Genomic DNA, 16,036 nt, shown 5'->3' on the forward strand with positions numbered 1-16,036 from the left:
TTGTTATAGACCACATTTAAGTTTAAATATGAACACCCCGAATCAGACGTATGAGCAAACTAAAACCGAGCTAATTGCTTAACTCGGTTTGAAGTGGAATACTGTCAATCTATTTCAGGACAAGACATACATTTTGCGTTTTAGGTCGATAAATTTTGCGGATCAGCGATTTGAGCCAAAGATCGATCCCAATGTAAGATGCCACGAAATAAGAGCTGAACTTGAGTCTGAGCTTGGCGGCGAAATTGTTGTAGCGCATCCGTACGTTGTGGAAGGTCAATATGTCGATGTAAGTCAATCCACTGCATTGCCCAACTTAAGGCCAATTCAAACAAAATTTGTCCCAATACTTTGAGGTCTTGTTCGGATTGAATGTGTTGAGTCGCTTCAACTTGAGCCAGTGCATGGGCCAAATCAGTACTGAGAAAATTAAATTCACGTGTAATGGCTTGTCTTAAGGAAGCTGAACCACCCCAACGCTCTGCAATGAGAAACATCCATGCCTCAGGAAATTGCTCAACGGCATGAAATAAATAATCCAGACTCTGTCGTGTACGTGCATCGGGTGCTTGAAAGCATTGCTGACTCAGTTGATTGAGTACATTACGAAGGTGCAGGGCCATTTGGTCGACCAGTTCCAAACCGAGTTCGTCCATGTCCTGAAAATGACGATAAAATGCAGCGGGGACCAAGCCAACATGACGGGAAATTTCGCGTAAGCTCAGACTGCTAAAAGAACGGCCTGTGGTACTCAATGCAAGCGCTGCATCAAGGATAGCTTTACGACTTTGTTGCTTACGTTCTTCCCGTATCGACATGCAATTCGTCCTGAATATTGCGTGGCTTCAGTCTAACAAATTTCCTGATGACGTACGACGGTCCTATCAAAACTTGGATGAATGGATTTTGTAAATGCACACGAATGCGTCCCGAATCTGGCTGTACCTTCTGTTATAATGTACCGCAATCAATTTTGTCAGATTAAGGACTCATTATGCGTATCGACCAACGAGCATTAGATCAATTACGTGAAGTAAAAATTACCCGTAACTACACACGTTATGCGGAAGGTTCTGTATTGGTTGAATTTGGTCATACAAAAGTTCTTTGTACTGCAAGTGTCGACAACTCCGTGCCGCGTTTCCTTAAAGGCAAAGGTCAGGGTTGGGTGACTGCTGAATATGGCATGTTACCTCGTTCAACACATACACGTACTGACCGTGAAGCGGCACGTGGTAAACAAAGCGGTCGTACTCAAGAAATTCAACGTCTGATTGGTCGTAGCTTACGTGCGATGGTCGATTTGAAAAAATTGGGTGAAAATACCATTAGCATCGACTGTGATGTGATTCAAGCAGATGGCGGTACACGCACAGCATCAATCACAGGTGCAGCTGTTGCTTTGGTCGATGCGATGAATGTCTTGCTTGAAAATAAAAAAATCAAACAAGATCCGCTTAAAGGCTTAGTTGCAGCTGTTTCTGTAGGTATGTATCAAGATGAAGCATTACTTGATCTTTGCTATGAAGAAGATTCAAACTGCCAAACTGACTTAAATGTGGTCATGACACAAGCAGGTGAGTTCATTGAACTTCAAGGCACAGCTGAAGACAAACCATTTACGCGTGCACAGTGTAATGAAATGCTTGAATTGGCTGAAAAAGGCATTCAAGAGTTAATTAAGAAACAACAAGAAGCTTTGGGTTGGTAATATGACTAAAGCTTAAGTTGATAAAAGCACCTTTGGGTGCTTTTTTTATTTTTAAGTTGGATAAGTAATATCAACTGACGAATTAAAACTAAAAAGCGCTATTGTTGGCAGCAAAGTTTCAGCACAGTGTGAAGAACACAATAACAAGGAGAAAATAATGAAAGCGTTATTGATCGGGTTTTCATTATTGGGATTTTTAGCGATAAGCGCTTGTGATGGTTCTAATTCAAAGGATGAGGATAAAGAGCGCTCTGTTTTTTCATCAGATCGTGATCATGACAATGAGCAAAATGATGATGATCGGGATGCTAAAGCTGATCACGATCGTGATGATCAGGATGAAGACCGAGAAGAGGATTCAAAAGATAAGGATGATGATTAAAAGGAATCGTATTAAAAAGGGTGCTGATGAGCACCCTTCTTTAAATGGATTTAATTTTGGTAACGTTTAAGCATTAAAGCGCATAGATAGGTCAATTGCTTTCACATCTTTGGTTAAAACACCCGTCGAGATATAATCGACCCCTGTCGTTGCCACTTCACGTAAGTTTGCAATAGTGATATTGCCTGACGCTTCAAGTTTGCAGCGACCATTGACGTGTTTAACGGCATCAATCATTTGTTGCTGACTAAAGTTATCCAACATCACAATATCCGCACCTGCTTCCAATGCTTGGTTGAGTTCATCCCAAGTTTCGACTTCAACTTCCACAGGTTTGCCCGGTGCAATCTGGTGTGCTTTGGCAATCGCTTGTTGGATGCCACCTGCTGCCATGATGTGATTTTCTTTAATTAAAAACGCATCAAATAAACCTAAGCGATGGTTTTGACCACCTCCGACAGCAACTGCATATTTTTGTGCAATACGTAGGCCTGGCAGCGTTTTACGCGTATCTAATAAGCGAGTATTTAAACCTTCCAGTTGTTGAACATATTCAGCTGTTTTAGTGGCTACAGCCGATAATGTTTGCACAAAATTCAGTGCAGGGCGTTCAACGGTTAATAGGCTACGTGCAGAACCTGCTAATTTTAAGAAAGCCTCACCTGCTGAGACACGTTCCCCATCATTTTTTAACCATGTGACTTGTACACTTGCATCAAAAGTTTGAATGAGCGCATTGACCCACGGTTGCCCTGCTAGCACCATATCTTCACGACTAATAATTGTTGCGGTCGCTTGTTCATCTTCTGGAGTTAACAGGGCTGTAATATCGCCTTCGCCAATATCTTCTTGTAGTGCGTGTTGAATATTGATTTGGATTGATTGTTCAAGCAAAGATTGCGATATGCTCATAAGAAGTTCCGTATCTTTTTAACCCAGGAAAATGTGCGCGTTATATTAGCATTGTTCATGAAAAATGAGCGATTTTTAACTCCTTTCACAGACTTGAATTGAGATTTCAATGTGAAAGTTTTAGCATTAAACCTTTCAAGTAGGGCTCGGCGTTTTGATCTGCAGCATTGCAGGCCGGCTTAGACACAGGATTTTTTTATGTCACAAGCAACAACATTTCAGGTGCAGGATGGGCAATTGCTAGGTGCGCGTCAAATTCCATCACCGAATTTTAACCAGCGTCCTGAAGATACCGAAATTCAGCTTGTCGTCATTCATAATATTAGTTTGCCACCTTCTCAGTTTGGAGGTGGTTATATCGAACAATTTTTCCAAAATCAGTTGGATTGGTCGAAACATCCTTATTTTCAAACCATAGAAGGGATGCAAGTATCGACACATTTATTGATTCTGCGTACGGGTGAAGTCCTACAGTTTGTCAATTTTAATGATCGGGCTTGGCATGCAGGTCGTTCAACCTATTTAGCACAAAAAGAATGTAATGATTATTCGATAGGCATCGAACTCGAAGGAAGTGATGATTTACCTTTTGAAGCTGCACAATATGCTGTGCTGACCGAGGTCGTGGCGTGTTTACAACAGGCTTATCCTAAAATTCAACAACATATTGCAGGGCATTCAGATATTGCACCGGGACGTAAAACTGATCCGGGTCCATTTTTTGAGTGGAACGCTTTTCGTCAACAGCTACATCATTTTAAAAACAAATAAACAATACATACTGCGTTTAATAAACCAATGAAATTCCTTGACGAGTTTCATTACAATAGGCGCACTTTCAAAAGTGAGAAATACCGATGGCGCTTTGGCGTTCGACAGTCATTGTCAGTGCAATGACTATGTTGTCCCGTGTATTGGGACTGGTACGGGATATTGTCCTGTTAAATGTATTTGGTGCAGGTAAAGACTTCGATACCTTCGTGGTTGCCTTTCGTATTCCTAACTTTTTTAGGCGCTTATTCGCAGAAGGGGCATTTTCACAAGCCTTTATTCCTGTATTGACTGAATATAAAACCAGTCGAACCCATGCCGAAGTCCAGATTCTGATTAGCCGTGTTTTTGGCTGTTTAGGTCTGGTGATGACTAGTTTGACGTTCATCGCGATGGTGGCGGCACCCGCGATTATTTATATCTATGCACCGGGTTTCCATGGTGATGCAGACAAGTTTGCGTTAGCTACCGATATGTTCCGCCTAACGATTCCTTACTTACTGTTTATGTCCTTAACGGCATTTGCCAGCAGTATTTTGAATAGTTATGGCTCATTCAGTACACCTGCGTTCGCTCCAGTGTTACTTAATGTCGCGATGATTGCCGGTGCGCTATGGTTAACCCCTTATATGGCCGAGCCAATTATGGCTTTAGGTTGGTCTGTTGTCGCTGCAGGCTTCTTACAATTGGCGATTCAGATTCCAGAGCTATGGCGTAAAAAATTACTGATTCCACCGAAAGTTGACTTCAAACATGAAGGTGTTGATCGCATCATGAAGTTGATGCTGCCAGCGCTGTTTGGTGTCTCAGTGACGCAGATCAACCTACTGTTGAACACCATTTGGGCGTCTTTCATGCAAGATGGTTCGGTGTCATGGTTATACAGTGCCGAACGGATGACCGAATTGCCATTGGGCTTAATTGGTGTCGCGATAGGTACCGTAATTTTACCTTCGTTGTCTGCGCGTCATGCTGAACAAGATCAAGAAAAATTCCGTCGTATGATTGATTGGGCAGCTAAGGTCATTATCTTGGTGGGTGTGCCTGCAAGTATTGCGCTTTTCATGCTCTCTACACCTATTATTCAGGCCTTATTTGAACGTGGTCAATTTAGCTTTGAAGATACACAGATGACCGCATTGGCATTGCAATGTATGAGTGCCGGTGTGATTTCATTCATGCTCATTAAAGTGTTTGCACCAGGGTTTTATGCGCAACAAGATACCAAAACTCCTGTACGTGTAGGTTTAATGGCGGTCGCAGCCAATGCCATTCTTAACGTGGTGTTTATTGGATTCTTTAAACTGATTGATTGGCATGCTGAGCATATGGCCTTGGCATTGGCATCCTCTGGTTCCGCATTAGTGAATGCAGGGATGCTGTATTTTTATTTACATAAGCGCAATATTTTTCGCTTTGGCGCACATTGGAAAAAATTGGTGATTCAGTTTGCGATTGCCAATGCTGTGATGATTGCTGCACTGTGGTATGGCTTAACATGGTACAACGGTGATGTATCTGCGTGGATGCGTGTCGCGGAAGTGATCATCTTATGTGTGATTGGCATTGCTGCTTATGGGATTGCTTTAATTGCAACCGGCTTTAGACCTCGTCACTTAAAACCTTAAAGCTAAAACCTACAGCGTAATGCGTTTGACGTTGATGTAAAAAAATAAGAGCCTATAGGCTCTTATTTTTTTGATTGAGACTCAAGATGATAAAAACATACGTTTCTGATTCATGAGTCTGAGGGGAGTAATTTGTAGTTTAAAACGACATTCAATCAGTCGCCTAAACTTTTCCTCGAGAGAGGAAACCAACAATTGCGAGAATGACTGCAATAACCAAAAGAATAACAGCAAAGTCTTTGGATAAGCCTGCCACACCACCAAAACCTAGCAGACTCGCAATCAAAGCAATTACAGCGAAAATAATAGCCCAGCGGAACATAGTTTTATCTCCATGTGATTTTTTATTCTGTCTCATCAGTATAGGAGTCACAGAAAGCATGCTATGTATTCTTTTGTTTATTTAATGTTCAATATTCGGTAACTTAAATGAGGAATTTATGTGCGGGTTCAGTTAATATGCCTGCCACCTTCGTTGCGAGCGAGAAGATGACCGATACTCTACGCCCACATTTTTGGAAAAAGCATGCTTTGACTGAACTCACCCATTTGGAGTGGGAGTCCCTCTGTGATGGTTGCGGGCTTTGTTGTTTAATCAAGCTTGAAGATGAAGATACGCAAGAGGTGGCTTACACCAAAGTGGCATGCAAACTTTTAGATTGTGAAACCGCCAGTTGTTCCGATTATCCAAATCGCAAATCACACGTTGCAGACTGCATACAGCTGACACCTGAACAAATTCACCAATTTCATTGGCTACCGCCGAGCTGTGCTTATCGTAGAATTTCTGAAGGGAAAGATTTACCGCGTTGGCATCATCTAGTGACGGGAAGTCGTGACAGTATTTTGAAGGCACGAAAGTCTGCCGCAGGGCGTTGCATCAGTGAAGAAGACGTCAACCCTGATGATATTGAAGATTATATTGTGCGTTGGGTACGCTAAAGGACACAGATACGCTCAATTTTGGGTCTAGAGTTGATCTTGTATCATGGCCAGAAAGTCTTGTTCTGACAGAACCTGAAATCCATGCTGTTTAAGGAGTGCTGTGGTTACTCCATAGCCCTCAATTTTTGTACGCGTAAAGCTGCCATCATAAATATAATGACTACCGCAAGACGGACTACGATCCTTCAATACCACCACATCAACCTTATGCAATTGGGCCAATTCCAACATGCGATGGGCACCCGCGATAAATTCAGCACTGACATCTGTGCCCAAGACATCTTTGACTTGGGCTGTGCCATTGAGCACATCACTGGCTTGACCATTTTGAATTTCTGCAGGAAAACGTGGACAGCTCAGGCCGCCCATCATTTCTGGGCAGGCCGTAATGACTTGGTGAGTCTGCATCAGTTGGCAAATTGCTTGTTGTGTATTTGATTTGGCATCATAACGAACGGGTTGGCCTGCCAGACAGGCACTGACTAAATACTTCAGTGTCATCGTGTCTTGCTCCACAAGTTTTAGTGACTCAAAAGTTCCATCGCATGGTCATAACTGAGCGGACGATAAAAGTAAAAACCTTGTCCAGTATGACAATTACATTCTTTTAAGGTATCGACCTGTTCCGGTTTCTCTATACCTTCGACTAATATATTCAGGGAAACACTCGCACCAATTTGTGTAATCGCTTTGACAATGGCAAGTGCTGAACAGTCGGTATGCATGCGTTCCACAAAATTACGGTCGATTTTAATACAGTCGACAGGGTAGTTACTTAGACGTGTTAATGATGAATGACCTGTACCAAAATCATCTAAAGAAATGTGGATGCCATGGTCTTTCAATAAATTGAGGGCACGAATCACATAATTTGAGCCACGTTCTGACAGGCTTTGCTCGGTAATTTCGACCTCAATAATATCTGGTGATATACCAAACTGCTTTAAGCGATTCAGTAGTTTTTCCGCATAATCATCACGTAAAAATTCGACAGGTGCAGCATTTATTGAAATCGGTAGCGGTTGCAGTCCAAGTTCAATCCATTTTTGAATATCTTGAAAGATTTTAATTTGCATTGTTTCACTAATGCGTGAAGCCAATTCATAATCTTGAAATGCAGCAAAAATTTGAGAAGGTAATTGTAATTGTTGGTCTTTATCGTACCAACGCAGCAAAGCTTCAAAGCCGACCACTTGACTGTCAGAAAGGCGAACTTTGGGTTGATAAAACGGAATAATTTGATTGGACTTAATCAGGCTGCGCGCTAGCGTTAATTGACGAGTGGTATTTTCAAGGATTTTGAACATGGTGTGGTTGAACATTCGCACCCCACCACGACCACTGCCTTTTAAATCATTCAGTGCAATATCTGCGCATTTAAGTAAATTCGAGGAATTTTGTGCATCGCGTGGGTAGATCGCGCAGCCAATACTCATACCTATATTGATGCTTTGTCCATTATAGAAAATCGGCATATCCATTTGCTGACAGGCGATGCTGGCAATATCTGTTAATTGTTGTTGCGATTTTAAGTTCGGAATAGAAATGGCAAATTCATCGCCACCTAAGCGTGAAACCACGATATTTGCATCAAAACAGTGCTGAAAACGCTGCCCAAGGGTATGCAGTAAATGATCTCCGGCACTATGCCCTAAGGTGTCATTAATATGCTTAAAATAATCCAGATCGATCAATAACAAACCCAGTTGTTGCTGATGTTCTCGTGCCACTCTTAAGTGACTTTTAAAGACTCGACTAAACGCACGGCGGTTTAATAAACCTGTTAAATCATCCTGTTCAATGATCCGTTGGAGTTTATTTTCCGCCAGTCGCTGTACCGTAATATCACGGGAGACACAGAGGATTTCTTTGACTTGACCATATTCATTGAATACTGGGCTGAGCATGTTATCCCAATAAGCCATGGGTTCATCGGCCACTTGGCTCATGCCGACAAAGCGAGAAGTTTTTCCTTGTTTGGCTTCTGCAAAAGCATTCAGACACGCGTCGCGGACTTCTTCAGGCAATAATTTGTGCCATGACATACCAAACTCAGTTTCAGTCGGCGACACACCGAGAGCTAAGCAACCAGCGCGGTTCATATGCAGAATATGACCGTCTAGGCTTAATAATTTAATACAGTCGACACTGGCATCTAACATTTGATTACGGCTGTCGAGTTTTTCGCGTAATTCTGCACATTGGGTATGTTGTAATTGTATATTCTTGGCTTGAGGCATTTGTTGAAATGAATATATAGATAGATCAATGCCTTGTTGAACTTGAGGTATTTGCTTTTGCTTTAATGATTGCTTCATACAATCTGTCCAATTGGGTCAGGCAAGCTAAAAATGGGATATCTAGCCGATGATACTTTAATTTGATCGATAAGGGATAAGATCTCTTGTTACATTATAGTTAACATTCGCCTAAGGATTTTTACATGCAAGATAATTAAATAACGACATTAAACCACCCTCCTAAATTGAATACCGAATAAAGCAAAGATTCTGCCAAGGCAGTGTTAGAATAGAAAAAACGTCCCCAATTGCCGGAAACGAAATAATAAGATGTCAGACAGCCAAATTCCTCTTCCTGAACGCATGCGTCCTCATGATTTATCGCAAATTATTGGACAAGATCACCTTTTGGGTGAAGATGCACCGTTACGCCAGATGATTGACCAAGGGCATTTGCCATCGATTATTTTTTGGGGACCTCCGGGTGTAGGTAAAACCACAATTGCATTGTTGTTAGCGCAGGCCGTTGACCGACCATTTATTAGTTTATCTGCGCTCAATACTGGGGTGAAAGAGTTACGTGAAATCATCGCCGATGGTGGAGATTTATTGACACCTGTGGTGTTTATTGATGAAATTCATCGCTTTAATAAGTCACAACAAGATGCCTTACTGAATGCTGTCGAAAAGGGCAAAATTACCCTGATCGGTGCAACCACAGAAAATCCCTCATTTGAAGTCAACAATGCCTTATTGTCGCGTTGTCAGGTCTATACCTTAAATGCTCTGGATAATGACGCAATTCAGCGCTTATTGGATCAAGCCATTCAGCAAGATTCGTTTTTAAAAGAGCGTTATATTCAAATCGAAGAATATGAAGCTTTATTTCAATTTGCCGCAGGTGATGCTCGTAAAGCATTAAATCTTTTAGATTTAATCGCCAGTACGTTTGAGCCAGACTTAGAAAATATCATTAGCAATGCGGTGGTGGTCAAAGTGGCGCAGCAAAATATTGCACGCTATGACAAATCGGGCGAACAGCATTACGATTTAGTTTCGGCTTTTATTAAGTCGATTCGAGGCAGTGATCCAGATGCAGCTTTGTATTGGATGGCTCGAATGCTCAAAGGTGGTGAAGATCCTGTCTTTATTGCTCGTCGTATGTTGATTGCGGCATCAGAAGATATTGGCAACTCAAATCCAAATGCCTTGCTGTTGGCAGGAGAATGCTTCCGATCTGTGCAGGCAATTGGTATGCCTGAATGTCGAATCATTTTGGGGCAATGTGCGGTGTACTTGGCAACCAGTGCAAAAAGTAACAGCACTTATTTGGCCATAAACAAAGCTTTAGATTTGGCAGAAAAAACCTCGAATCTACCCGTGCCATTGCATTTGAGAAATGCACCAACCAAATTGATGAAAGAGCAAGGCTATGGCGTGGACTATTTATATCCACATAATTATCCTGAACATTTTGTCATGCAAGACTATATGCCGCCTGAACTGAAAGGCACTAAGCTGTATGAGTCTGCACGCAATAAACGTGAAGTCGAAGGTGAGCGTTTGCAGCAACGCCGTTGGATGCAACAACAACAGCAACAATGATTTGAATGATCATAATGAAAAGGCGCTTCGGTGCCTTTTTTTATGTCTAATTCACGCAAAAAAAAGCCCAACTCAAGGCGAGCTGGGCTGAAAAAATAGGATGCCTTTGGGGAGATACATCCTAGAGGGTAGATGGAAAATCTGGTCGGCATACACATTGGAAACTTATAGATCCTAATGCTGCCTGGTATGTGGCTATCTTAGTGTGAACTTGGCTAAATGTGAAACAGAGGATTTTTATGGTTAACATTTGTTTTTTCGATCATGGATTAATCGAGTAATATTTTATTAAAAAACCGAGCTAAAGAGCTCGGTTTTTTACATCGATGAACGAATTAGATATCAGAAAGGTCGATACCTAAACGTGCAGCAACTTCTTCATACGCTTCAACCACACCGCCTAAACCTTGACGGAAACGGTCTTTGTCGAGTTTTTTCTTAGTGTCTTTGTCCCATAGACGGCAGCCGTCTGGAGAGAATTCGTCACCCAGTACGATACGGTCGTGGAACACACCAAATTCAAGTTTAAAGTCAACAAGCAGCATGTTGCCTGCATCGAATAGACCTTTAAGTACTTCGTTTACTTTATAAGTCAATTCTTTCATTTGAGCGAGTTGTTCTGCAGTCGCCCAACCTAATGCAATCGCTTGTGATTCATTCACCATTGGGTCGCCTAACGCATCGTCTTTGAAGAACAATTCGAAAGTTGGCGGAGTAAGTTCTTTACCTTCTTCAACGCCTAAACGACGGCAAAGTGAACCTGCTGCATAGTTACGGATTACGCACTCTACAGGAACCATAGTCAATTTTTTCACTAAAACTTCAGTTGGAGAAAGAAGTTTTTCGAAATGAGTTTCTATACCAGCCGCAGCCAATTTTTCCATGATAAAGGCGTTAAAACGGTTGTTCACCTTACCTTTGCGATCCAGTTGTTCAATTTTTTCACCGTTGAATGCAGAAGCATCGTCACGGAAAACTAGGATGAGGTGGTCAGAACTATCTGTTTCATAAACAGATTTCGCTTTACCAGTATAGAGCAAGGTTTGTTTTAACATGAGGGAACCTTTTTCGAGAAAAAATGCCTAGTACGACTAGGCTGGCCAATTTTGGTAAATCTGAGCTAACAGATCTGCAGCTTTTTCTTTGTCTGCAAAACTGTTATCGGCATTGAACACAGCGATGTTATTGCTTGAACCTACAGAAGAAAGTCTTAAAACATAGGTCTGTTGATCGACCTTGACGGTTACTTCGTAACGGTTTTTGCTCTGACCAACAATGGTATGGTTAAGGCTGCTGAGGGTAGCAAGTGTGTATTGCCAAATTGTAGCAGAATTTCCTTCAACTTTGATCAGTGGATTTTGATTTCCATCCACCAATAGTTGAGGGCGGCTAATATTTGTACTGTCTGTTGAGGAATCTGCAACGACATTATTTTTTTCCGCGGCTGGACGCGGAAGGGCATAGCGATTGCCGCGCTTATTTTCAAGCTTTGGTGCATGCTCAATTGCTAGTGGGTCAACAGATGGAGCAGGATACAAAGGCGTTGCAGGACGAACCATCGACCCTTCAGGGTATTTCAGTGGTTCAACATCTGTGGTTTGTTTATAGTCCAGTGTGCCATTATTAAAGGCAAGTGAACTACAACCGGCTAATGTAAACACTGAAAGTGCCAGGCTAAGTCCTAAACGTAATTGCATGATGTTTGCTCTTCTTTATTTGATAACGCCCGCAGTGATGAGTGCTTCACGAAGCGGAGTGCGATATTGTTCTGCAAGGGGTGTTAATGGTAAGCGAATGCCTGTTTCAATCAGGTTCATCTCATGAAGTGCCCATTTCACAGGAATTGGGTTCGATTCGCAAAATAAAATTTGATGTAAATTTGCAACAGTATTGTTTTGTTGCTCGGCTTGGACTGCGTCACCCGCCAAAGCGCTTGCACACACTTCGCTCATTTCTTTTGGCGCCACGTTCGCAGTAACCGAAATGTTGCCCTTAGCACCTAAACCCATTAACTGATAAGCCGTTGCATCATCACCTGAGTACACCACCATATCTTTGCCTTTAAGGCCTTCAATGAGTTCTTGACCACGAGGAACATCGCCAGTGGCGTCTTTAATGCCCACGATTTGTGGAATATCAGCAAGACGGATCACGGTGTCGTTGTGCATGTCTACACCGGTTCGGCCAGGTACATTGTATAAAATTTGAGGTAAATCAACAGCTTCAGCAATCGCTTTGTAGTGTTGATACAGGCCTTCTTGGGTAGGTTTGTTATAGTATGGTGTAACTAATAATGCCGCATCTGCACCTAACTCTTTGGCTTCTTTGGTGAGTTCAATCGCTTCGTGGGTTGAGTTTGCACCTGTGCCGGCAATAATTGGAATGCGTTTGTTCGCCACACGGATGATTTCTTTGATCACCTGAGTGTGTTCGGCCATGCTCAAGGTAGAAGCTTCACCTGTAGTCCCTACAGCAACAATACTATTGGTGCCTTGCTTTATATGCCACTCAACCAGCTTCTCGAGGCTCTTCCAATCTACGCTGCCATCTTCAAACATTGGGGTGACGATTGCGACAATTGAACCTTGAATGGTCTGAGCTTGCTGAGTCATTTTGAAAAGCTATCCTATTTGTCCATCCGACAAGATGAAATATTGATTTCTGGATGGTTTCGAATTTTGATTTGTAGCATGTTCATTGGGCTATACCCAAATTGAATAATGCTTACGCAAATTATGACTGATCAAACGCATAAGAACAATATGCTTTGGTCAAAGCCATAAAATTCTTTATACAAATCAAACTTAAAACAATCAAGTGTAAAATAGCGGTTTTTTTGCAGCCTGAAAATTGTTCAGCAGGGGCTGAATCTTGAAAATGTTTTATTCAATCGAGAGGGTTGGCATGGTTGATGGGATTGATTAAATCATCAGCAAAAGGTTGATCTATGTGTATTCCGTGCTTTTTAATCAGAATTTAAGATTAAATAACAATGACTAAAGATTTAAAAACTATATCAATTCGCTCGGGTTTTATTACAAATGATTGTTAAAAACTTGGGTAATAATCTTTTTTATATCTAATAGAAATAGACATGTTTTTATGAGTGTTTAAAAAGATCGCTTGATTTGACTGTTCATTGCACGATTCATATTTTTTTATTTTAAATTTTTAATTGTTTTTACGACTTTGTGACTTAAAGCACAAAAACTATTACACCATGCACGTAATCCAATTTTGGACGAAAGGCTTCAACTTATTGGTAGTTATATCCTTTATAAGGCTCAGCGATGATGCGACTTAATTTGAACGCTGATGACAACAAGGATTCTCCAATGGAAAAGTCAGATAATAAGCATGCTATTGTCACGGTAGCAATCTGCTTCCTTATTGCCGTAATCGAAGGTCTGGATATTCAGGCTGCAGGTATTGCAGCAGCAGGGATTCGTGAATATTTCGGGCTGGATAGCTCGCAGCTAGGGGTGTTTTTTAGTGCCGGTATTTTAGGATTATTACCTGGTGCTTTGGTGGGTGGTCGGATTGCAGACCGAATGGGCCGTAAAAAAGTATTAATTTGGTCTACGGGGATGTTCGCCATCTTTACCTTATGTACGGTATGGGTAAATAGCTTCCATAGCTTACTCGCTGTACGTTTTCTTGCAGGTGCAGGTTTAGGTGCAGCAATGCCAATTTTAATTACCTTGGCATCTGAAGCGGTAACGCCACAAAATCGTGGTCGTGCAGTCGGTTTGATGTACTGTGGTATGCCTGTGGGTGCGGCAATCTTATCATTGGTCGCAATGACGGACTTCGGTGCAAACTGGAAAAATATTTTCTATTTAGGTGGTTTATTACCGATTGTTGTGATTCCATTGATGATTTGGTTCCTGCCCGAATCGCGTGAATTCTTGAAAGCCAAAGATCAAGCGGTTCAAGCGACCGCCAATGGCGAAGTGCAACAAGGTGCTTTCAAAAACCTCTTTAACACAGAAAACCGTTTACGTACTTTCTCAATTTGGGTGAGCTACTTCTTCACCTTGATGGTGGTGTACATCATGTTGAGCTGGTTACCGTCGTTGTTCACCGAACTCGGTTTCACTCGTAAAGATGGTGCAACTGCGCAGTTCTACTTCATGGTGAGTGCAACCATTGGTACGATCATTTTAGGTATGTTGACTGATCGTTGGAAGAAAGCTTATGTGATCATTTTGATGTACGGCGGTATTTTGGCAGGTCTATTTGCGCTGAATGGTGCAGGTTCATTGACTCAAATGTACATGGCGTCAGCTTTAGTCGGTGCATTCGTGATTGGTTGTCAAGGTGTACTGTATGCCTTCGGTGGTATCGTGTATCCAACACAGTTACGTGGTACGGGTGTTGGCGTAGCTTCAGCCGTTGGTCGTGTCGGTGCAATGTTAGGCCCTGCAATTGCGGGTCAGTTATTGGCAGCAGGTTTTGGTGCGGCAGGGGTGATTACCGCGGCAATTCCATGTATCGCAATCTCTGCAATATTTATGTTGTTATTGGTACGTCGTATTCCATCATAAGAAACATGTTATATCAAAAAAAGCCCGCATCATGCGGGCTTTTTTTATGGCGACAATAGAAGTCGCACTAATGCTCTAAACCAATATAAATGAATGTATTTTATGTAAAAATACAGCAGAAAGAGAAAATAAAAAATCAACGTAGAGGGGCTATGTCAGCAAGAAAACTGGTCGCAATTTTTAAAGTTGATCAACGTGAATTCAGTTTGTATCTACATCAATACGAATTTATCTTGGAACTCAAACCTGTATTTCAAAGAAATCGCCATCAGCCGAGACAAAATGCGTGGTTGGCCTTTGCCGATGAACCTACCCTAGAAGATGTTGCTGAAAATATTAATGCGTTTGAGGTCATGCAACAGACACGCCGCCATTTATTAAAATATATCTTTCAACATCAACCGCGCTATTTTTATTTTCATGCTTCGACTCGGCGAAAAGCCCGTATTTACCCACGCTTTGCACAGCGTTTGGTTGAGCATTTGCCCAAGTATCGGTATTGTCAGGAAGGACAGTCATTTTATTTTTATGCACAGGACTGAATACTAAGGCTTTTAAAATATGAGCGAATCAGTAGAGTCGCCGACAATGCATGACAACGGATGGAGAGATATGCAAAAGAATACAGCGCTGATTGTGGTCGATGTACAAAATGGTTTTACCCCAGGCGGTCAGTTGGCTGTTGCCAATGCCGATCAAATTATTCCAGGGATTAATCAATTGGGACAATACTTTACGAATATTGTGCTGACTCAAGATTGGCATCCAGCCGACCATATTTCTTTTGCTGAAAATCATCCTGAGCATGCACCTTATGACAGCATAGAGCTGAATTATGGAACGCAAGTATTGTGGCCGACGCATTGTGTACAAGGCACACAGGATGCCGAATTGCATCCGGATTTAAATTTACCGACGGCGCAGCTGATTATCCGTAAAGGTTTTCATCAGCATATCGACAGCTACTCTGCTTTTATGGAAGCGGATCAGAAAACTTCAACGGGTTTGGCGGGCTATTTGCGCGAACGTGGTATTGATACGGTCTTTGTGGTGGGCATTGCCACGGATTTCTGTGTTGCATGGACGGCAATGGATGCACGTAAGCTTGGTTTTGAAACTTTTGTGATTGCTGATTTGACCAAAGGGATCGATTTACAGGGTTCTTTACAGCATGCATGGCAAGACATGTTGGCGAATGGGGTGAAGCGTATTTACCTGAAAGATATTGTGCAGCAGCATGCACAGGCATTATCTTTGGCATGACCCAGTGGGCTCAGTTGAGAAAAGGCACAAGG

Annotated in this window: 17 protein-coding genes; 9 read left to right on the forward strand and 8 right to left on the reverse strand. The window is 42.0% G+C overall.

Annotated features, from left to right (window positions below; all coding sequences use genetic code 11):
- Positions 1–140 precede the first annotated feature (140 nt).
- Positions 141–818, reverse strand: coding sequence for a TetR family transcriptional regulator (locus FTV38_RS09285; protein ID WP_180022311.1), 678 nt, complete (start codon positions 816–818; stop codon positions 141–143).
- Positions 819–994: 176 nt separating this feature from the next.
- Between FTV38_RS09285 and rph the strand changes: the two genes are divergently transcribed.
- Positions 995–1,711 (forward strand): ribonuclease PH, encoded by a 717-nt coding sequence (rph, locus tag FTV38_RS09290; protein ID WP_078193269.1) that lies wholly within the window; start codon positions 995–997, stop codon positions 1,709–1,711.
- A gap of 157 nt (positions 1,712–1,868) precedes the next feature.
- Positions 1,869–2,093, forward strand: coding sequence for a hypothetical protein (locus tag FTV38_RS09295; protein WP_180022312.1), 225 nt, complete (start codon positions 1,869–1,871; stop codon positions 2,091–2,093).
- Positions 2,094–2,159: 66 nt separating this feature from the next.
- On the opposite strand, the gene nadC is transcribed toward FTV38_RS09295, so the two are convergent.
- Entirely contained in the window at positions 2,160–3,005 is an 846-nt protein-coding gene (gene nadC / locus FTV38_RS09300; RefSeq protein WP_180022313.1) for a carboxylating nicotinate-nucleotide diphosphorylase, read from the reverse strand.
- 198 nt (positions 3,006–3,203) lie between these two features.
- Here nadC and ampD point away from each other — a divergent pair, with 198 nt between their 5' ends.
- Both ampD and murJ read left to right on the forward strand, forming a co-directional pair.
- The gene (gene ampD / locus FTV38_RS09305; RefSeq protein ID WP_078190631.1) at positions 3,204–3,776 is read left to right on the forward strand and encodes a 1,6-anhydro-N-acetylmuramyl-L-alanine amidase AmpD; all 573 of its coding nucleotides are present in this window, start codon (positions 3,204–3,206) and stop codon (positions 3,774–3,776) included.
- A gap of 86 nt (positions 3,777–3,862) precedes the next feature.
- Complete coding sequence (gene murJ, locus FTV38_RS09310) at positions 3,863–5,404, forward strand: murein biosynthesis integral membrane protein MurJ (RefSeq protein WP_180022314.1); 1,542 nt, start codon at positions 3,863–3,865, stop codon at positions 5,402–5,404.
- Between the two features lie 163 nt (positions 5,405–5,567).
- Here the strand turns inward: murJ and FTV38_RS09315 are convergent, their stop codons facing one another.
- A complete protein-coding gene (locus tag FTV38_RS09315) occupies positions 5,568–5,726 on the reverse strand; it encodes a DUF1328 domain-containing protein (RefSeq protein ID WP_005006601.1) in 159 nt (52 codons plus the stop codon).
- 167 nt (positions 5,727–5,893) lie between these two features.
- On the opposite strand from FTV38_RS09315, the gene FTV38_RS09320 reads away from it, so the two are divergent.
- Positions 5,894–6,346: a YcgN family cysteine cluster protein gene (locus tag FTV38_RS09320; protein WP_168379729.1), complete on the forward strand. Its 453-nt coding sequence runs from the start codon at positions 5,894–5,896 to the stop codon at positions 6,344–6,346.
- 27 nt (positions 6,347–6,373) lie between these two features.
- Here FTV38_RS09320 and FTV38_RS09325 read toward each other — a convergent pair whose 3' ends face one another.
- Together FTV38_RS09325 and FTV38_RS09330 are read right to left on the reverse strand one after the other, a co-directional pair.
- Positions 6,374–6,850, reverse strand: a complete 477-nt coding sequence (locus FTV38_RS09325; protein WP_180022315.1) for a DUF523 domain-containing protein — start codon at positions 6,848–6,850, stop codon at positions 6,374–6,376.
- Positions 6,851–6,870: 20 nt separating this feature from the next.
- The gene (locus FTV38_RS09330) at positions 6,871–8,667 is read right to left on the reverse strand and encodes an EAL domain-containing protein (RefSeq protein ID WP_180004336.1); all 1,797 of its coding nucleotides are present in this window, start codon (positions 8,665–8,667) and stop codon (positions 6,871–6,873) included.
- A 252-nt stretch (positions 8,668–8,919) separates the two neighbouring features.
- On the opposite strand from FTV38_RS09330, the gene FTV38_RS09335 reads away from it, so the two are divergent.
- Positions 8,920–10,194 (forward strand): replication-associated recombination protein A, encoded by a 1,275-nt coding sequence (locus tag FTV38_RS09335; RefSeq protein WP_078190627.1) that lies wholly within the window; start codon positions 8,920–8,922, stop codon positions 10,192–10,194.
- Between the two features lie 335 nt (positions 10,195–10,529).
- Here the strand turns inward: FTV38_RS09335 and purC are convergent, their stop codons facing one another.
- Genes purC through dapA form a run of 3 tightly spaced genes read right to left on the reverse strand, consistent with a single transcriptional unit; the run spans position 10,530 to position 12,806 of the window.
- Complete coding sequence (gene purC / locus FTV38_RS09340) at positions 10,530–11,249, reverse strand: phosphoribosylaminoimidazolesuccinocarboxamide synthase (protein ID WP_078190626.1); 720 nt, start codon at positions 11,247–11,249, stop codon at positions 10,530–10,532.
- A gap of 36 nt (positions 11,250–11,285) precedes the next feature.
- Positions 11,286–11,891: a lipoprotein-34 precursor (NlpB) gene (locus tag FTV38_RS09345; RefSeq protein ID WP_078193263.1), complete on the reverse strand. Its 606-nt coding sequence runs from the start codon at positions 11,889–11,891 to the stop codon at positions 11,286–11,288.
- A gap of 15 nt (positions 11,892–11,906) precedes the next feature.
- Entirely contained in the window at positions 11,907–12,806 is a 900-nt protein-coding gene (dapA, locus tag FTV38_RS09350; RefSeq protein WP_078193262.1) for a 4-hydroxy-tetrahydrodipicolinate synthase, read from the reverse strand.
- 723 nt (positions 12,807–13,529) lie between these two features.
- On the opposite strand from dapA, the gene mhpT reads away from it, so the two are divergent.
- From mhpT to pncA, 3 genes are all read left to right on the forward strand, one after another.
- Complete coding sequence (gene mhpT / locus FTV38_RS09355; RefSeq protein ID WP_180004342.1) at positions 13,530–14,741, forward strand: 3-(3-hydroxy-phenyl)propionate transporter MhpT; 1,212 nt, start codon at positions 13,530–13,532, stop codon at positions 14,739–14,741.
- A 152-nt stretch (positions 14,742–14,893) separates the two neighbouring features.
- Positions 14,894–15,283 (forward strand): hypothetical protein, encoded by a 390-nt coding sequence (locus tag FTV38_RS09360; protein WP_180022316.1) that lies wholly within the window; start codon positions 14,894–14,896, stop codon positions 15,281–15,283.
- 70 nt (positions 15,284–15,353) lie between these two features.
- Positions 15,354–16,004, forward strand: coding sequence for a bifunctional nicotinamidase/pyrazinamidase (gene pncA / locus FTV38_RS09365; protein WP_180022346.1), 651 nt, complete (start codon positions 15,354–15,356; stop codon positions 16,002–16,004).
- Positions 16,005–16,036 lie beyond the last annotated feature (32 nt).

This window comes from Acinetobacter sp. YH16044, from assembly GCF_013417145.1.
GTDB classification, from domain to species: Bacteria; Pseudomonadota; Gammaproteobacteria; order Pseudomonadales; family Moraxellaceae; genus Acinetobacter; species Acinetobacter amyesii.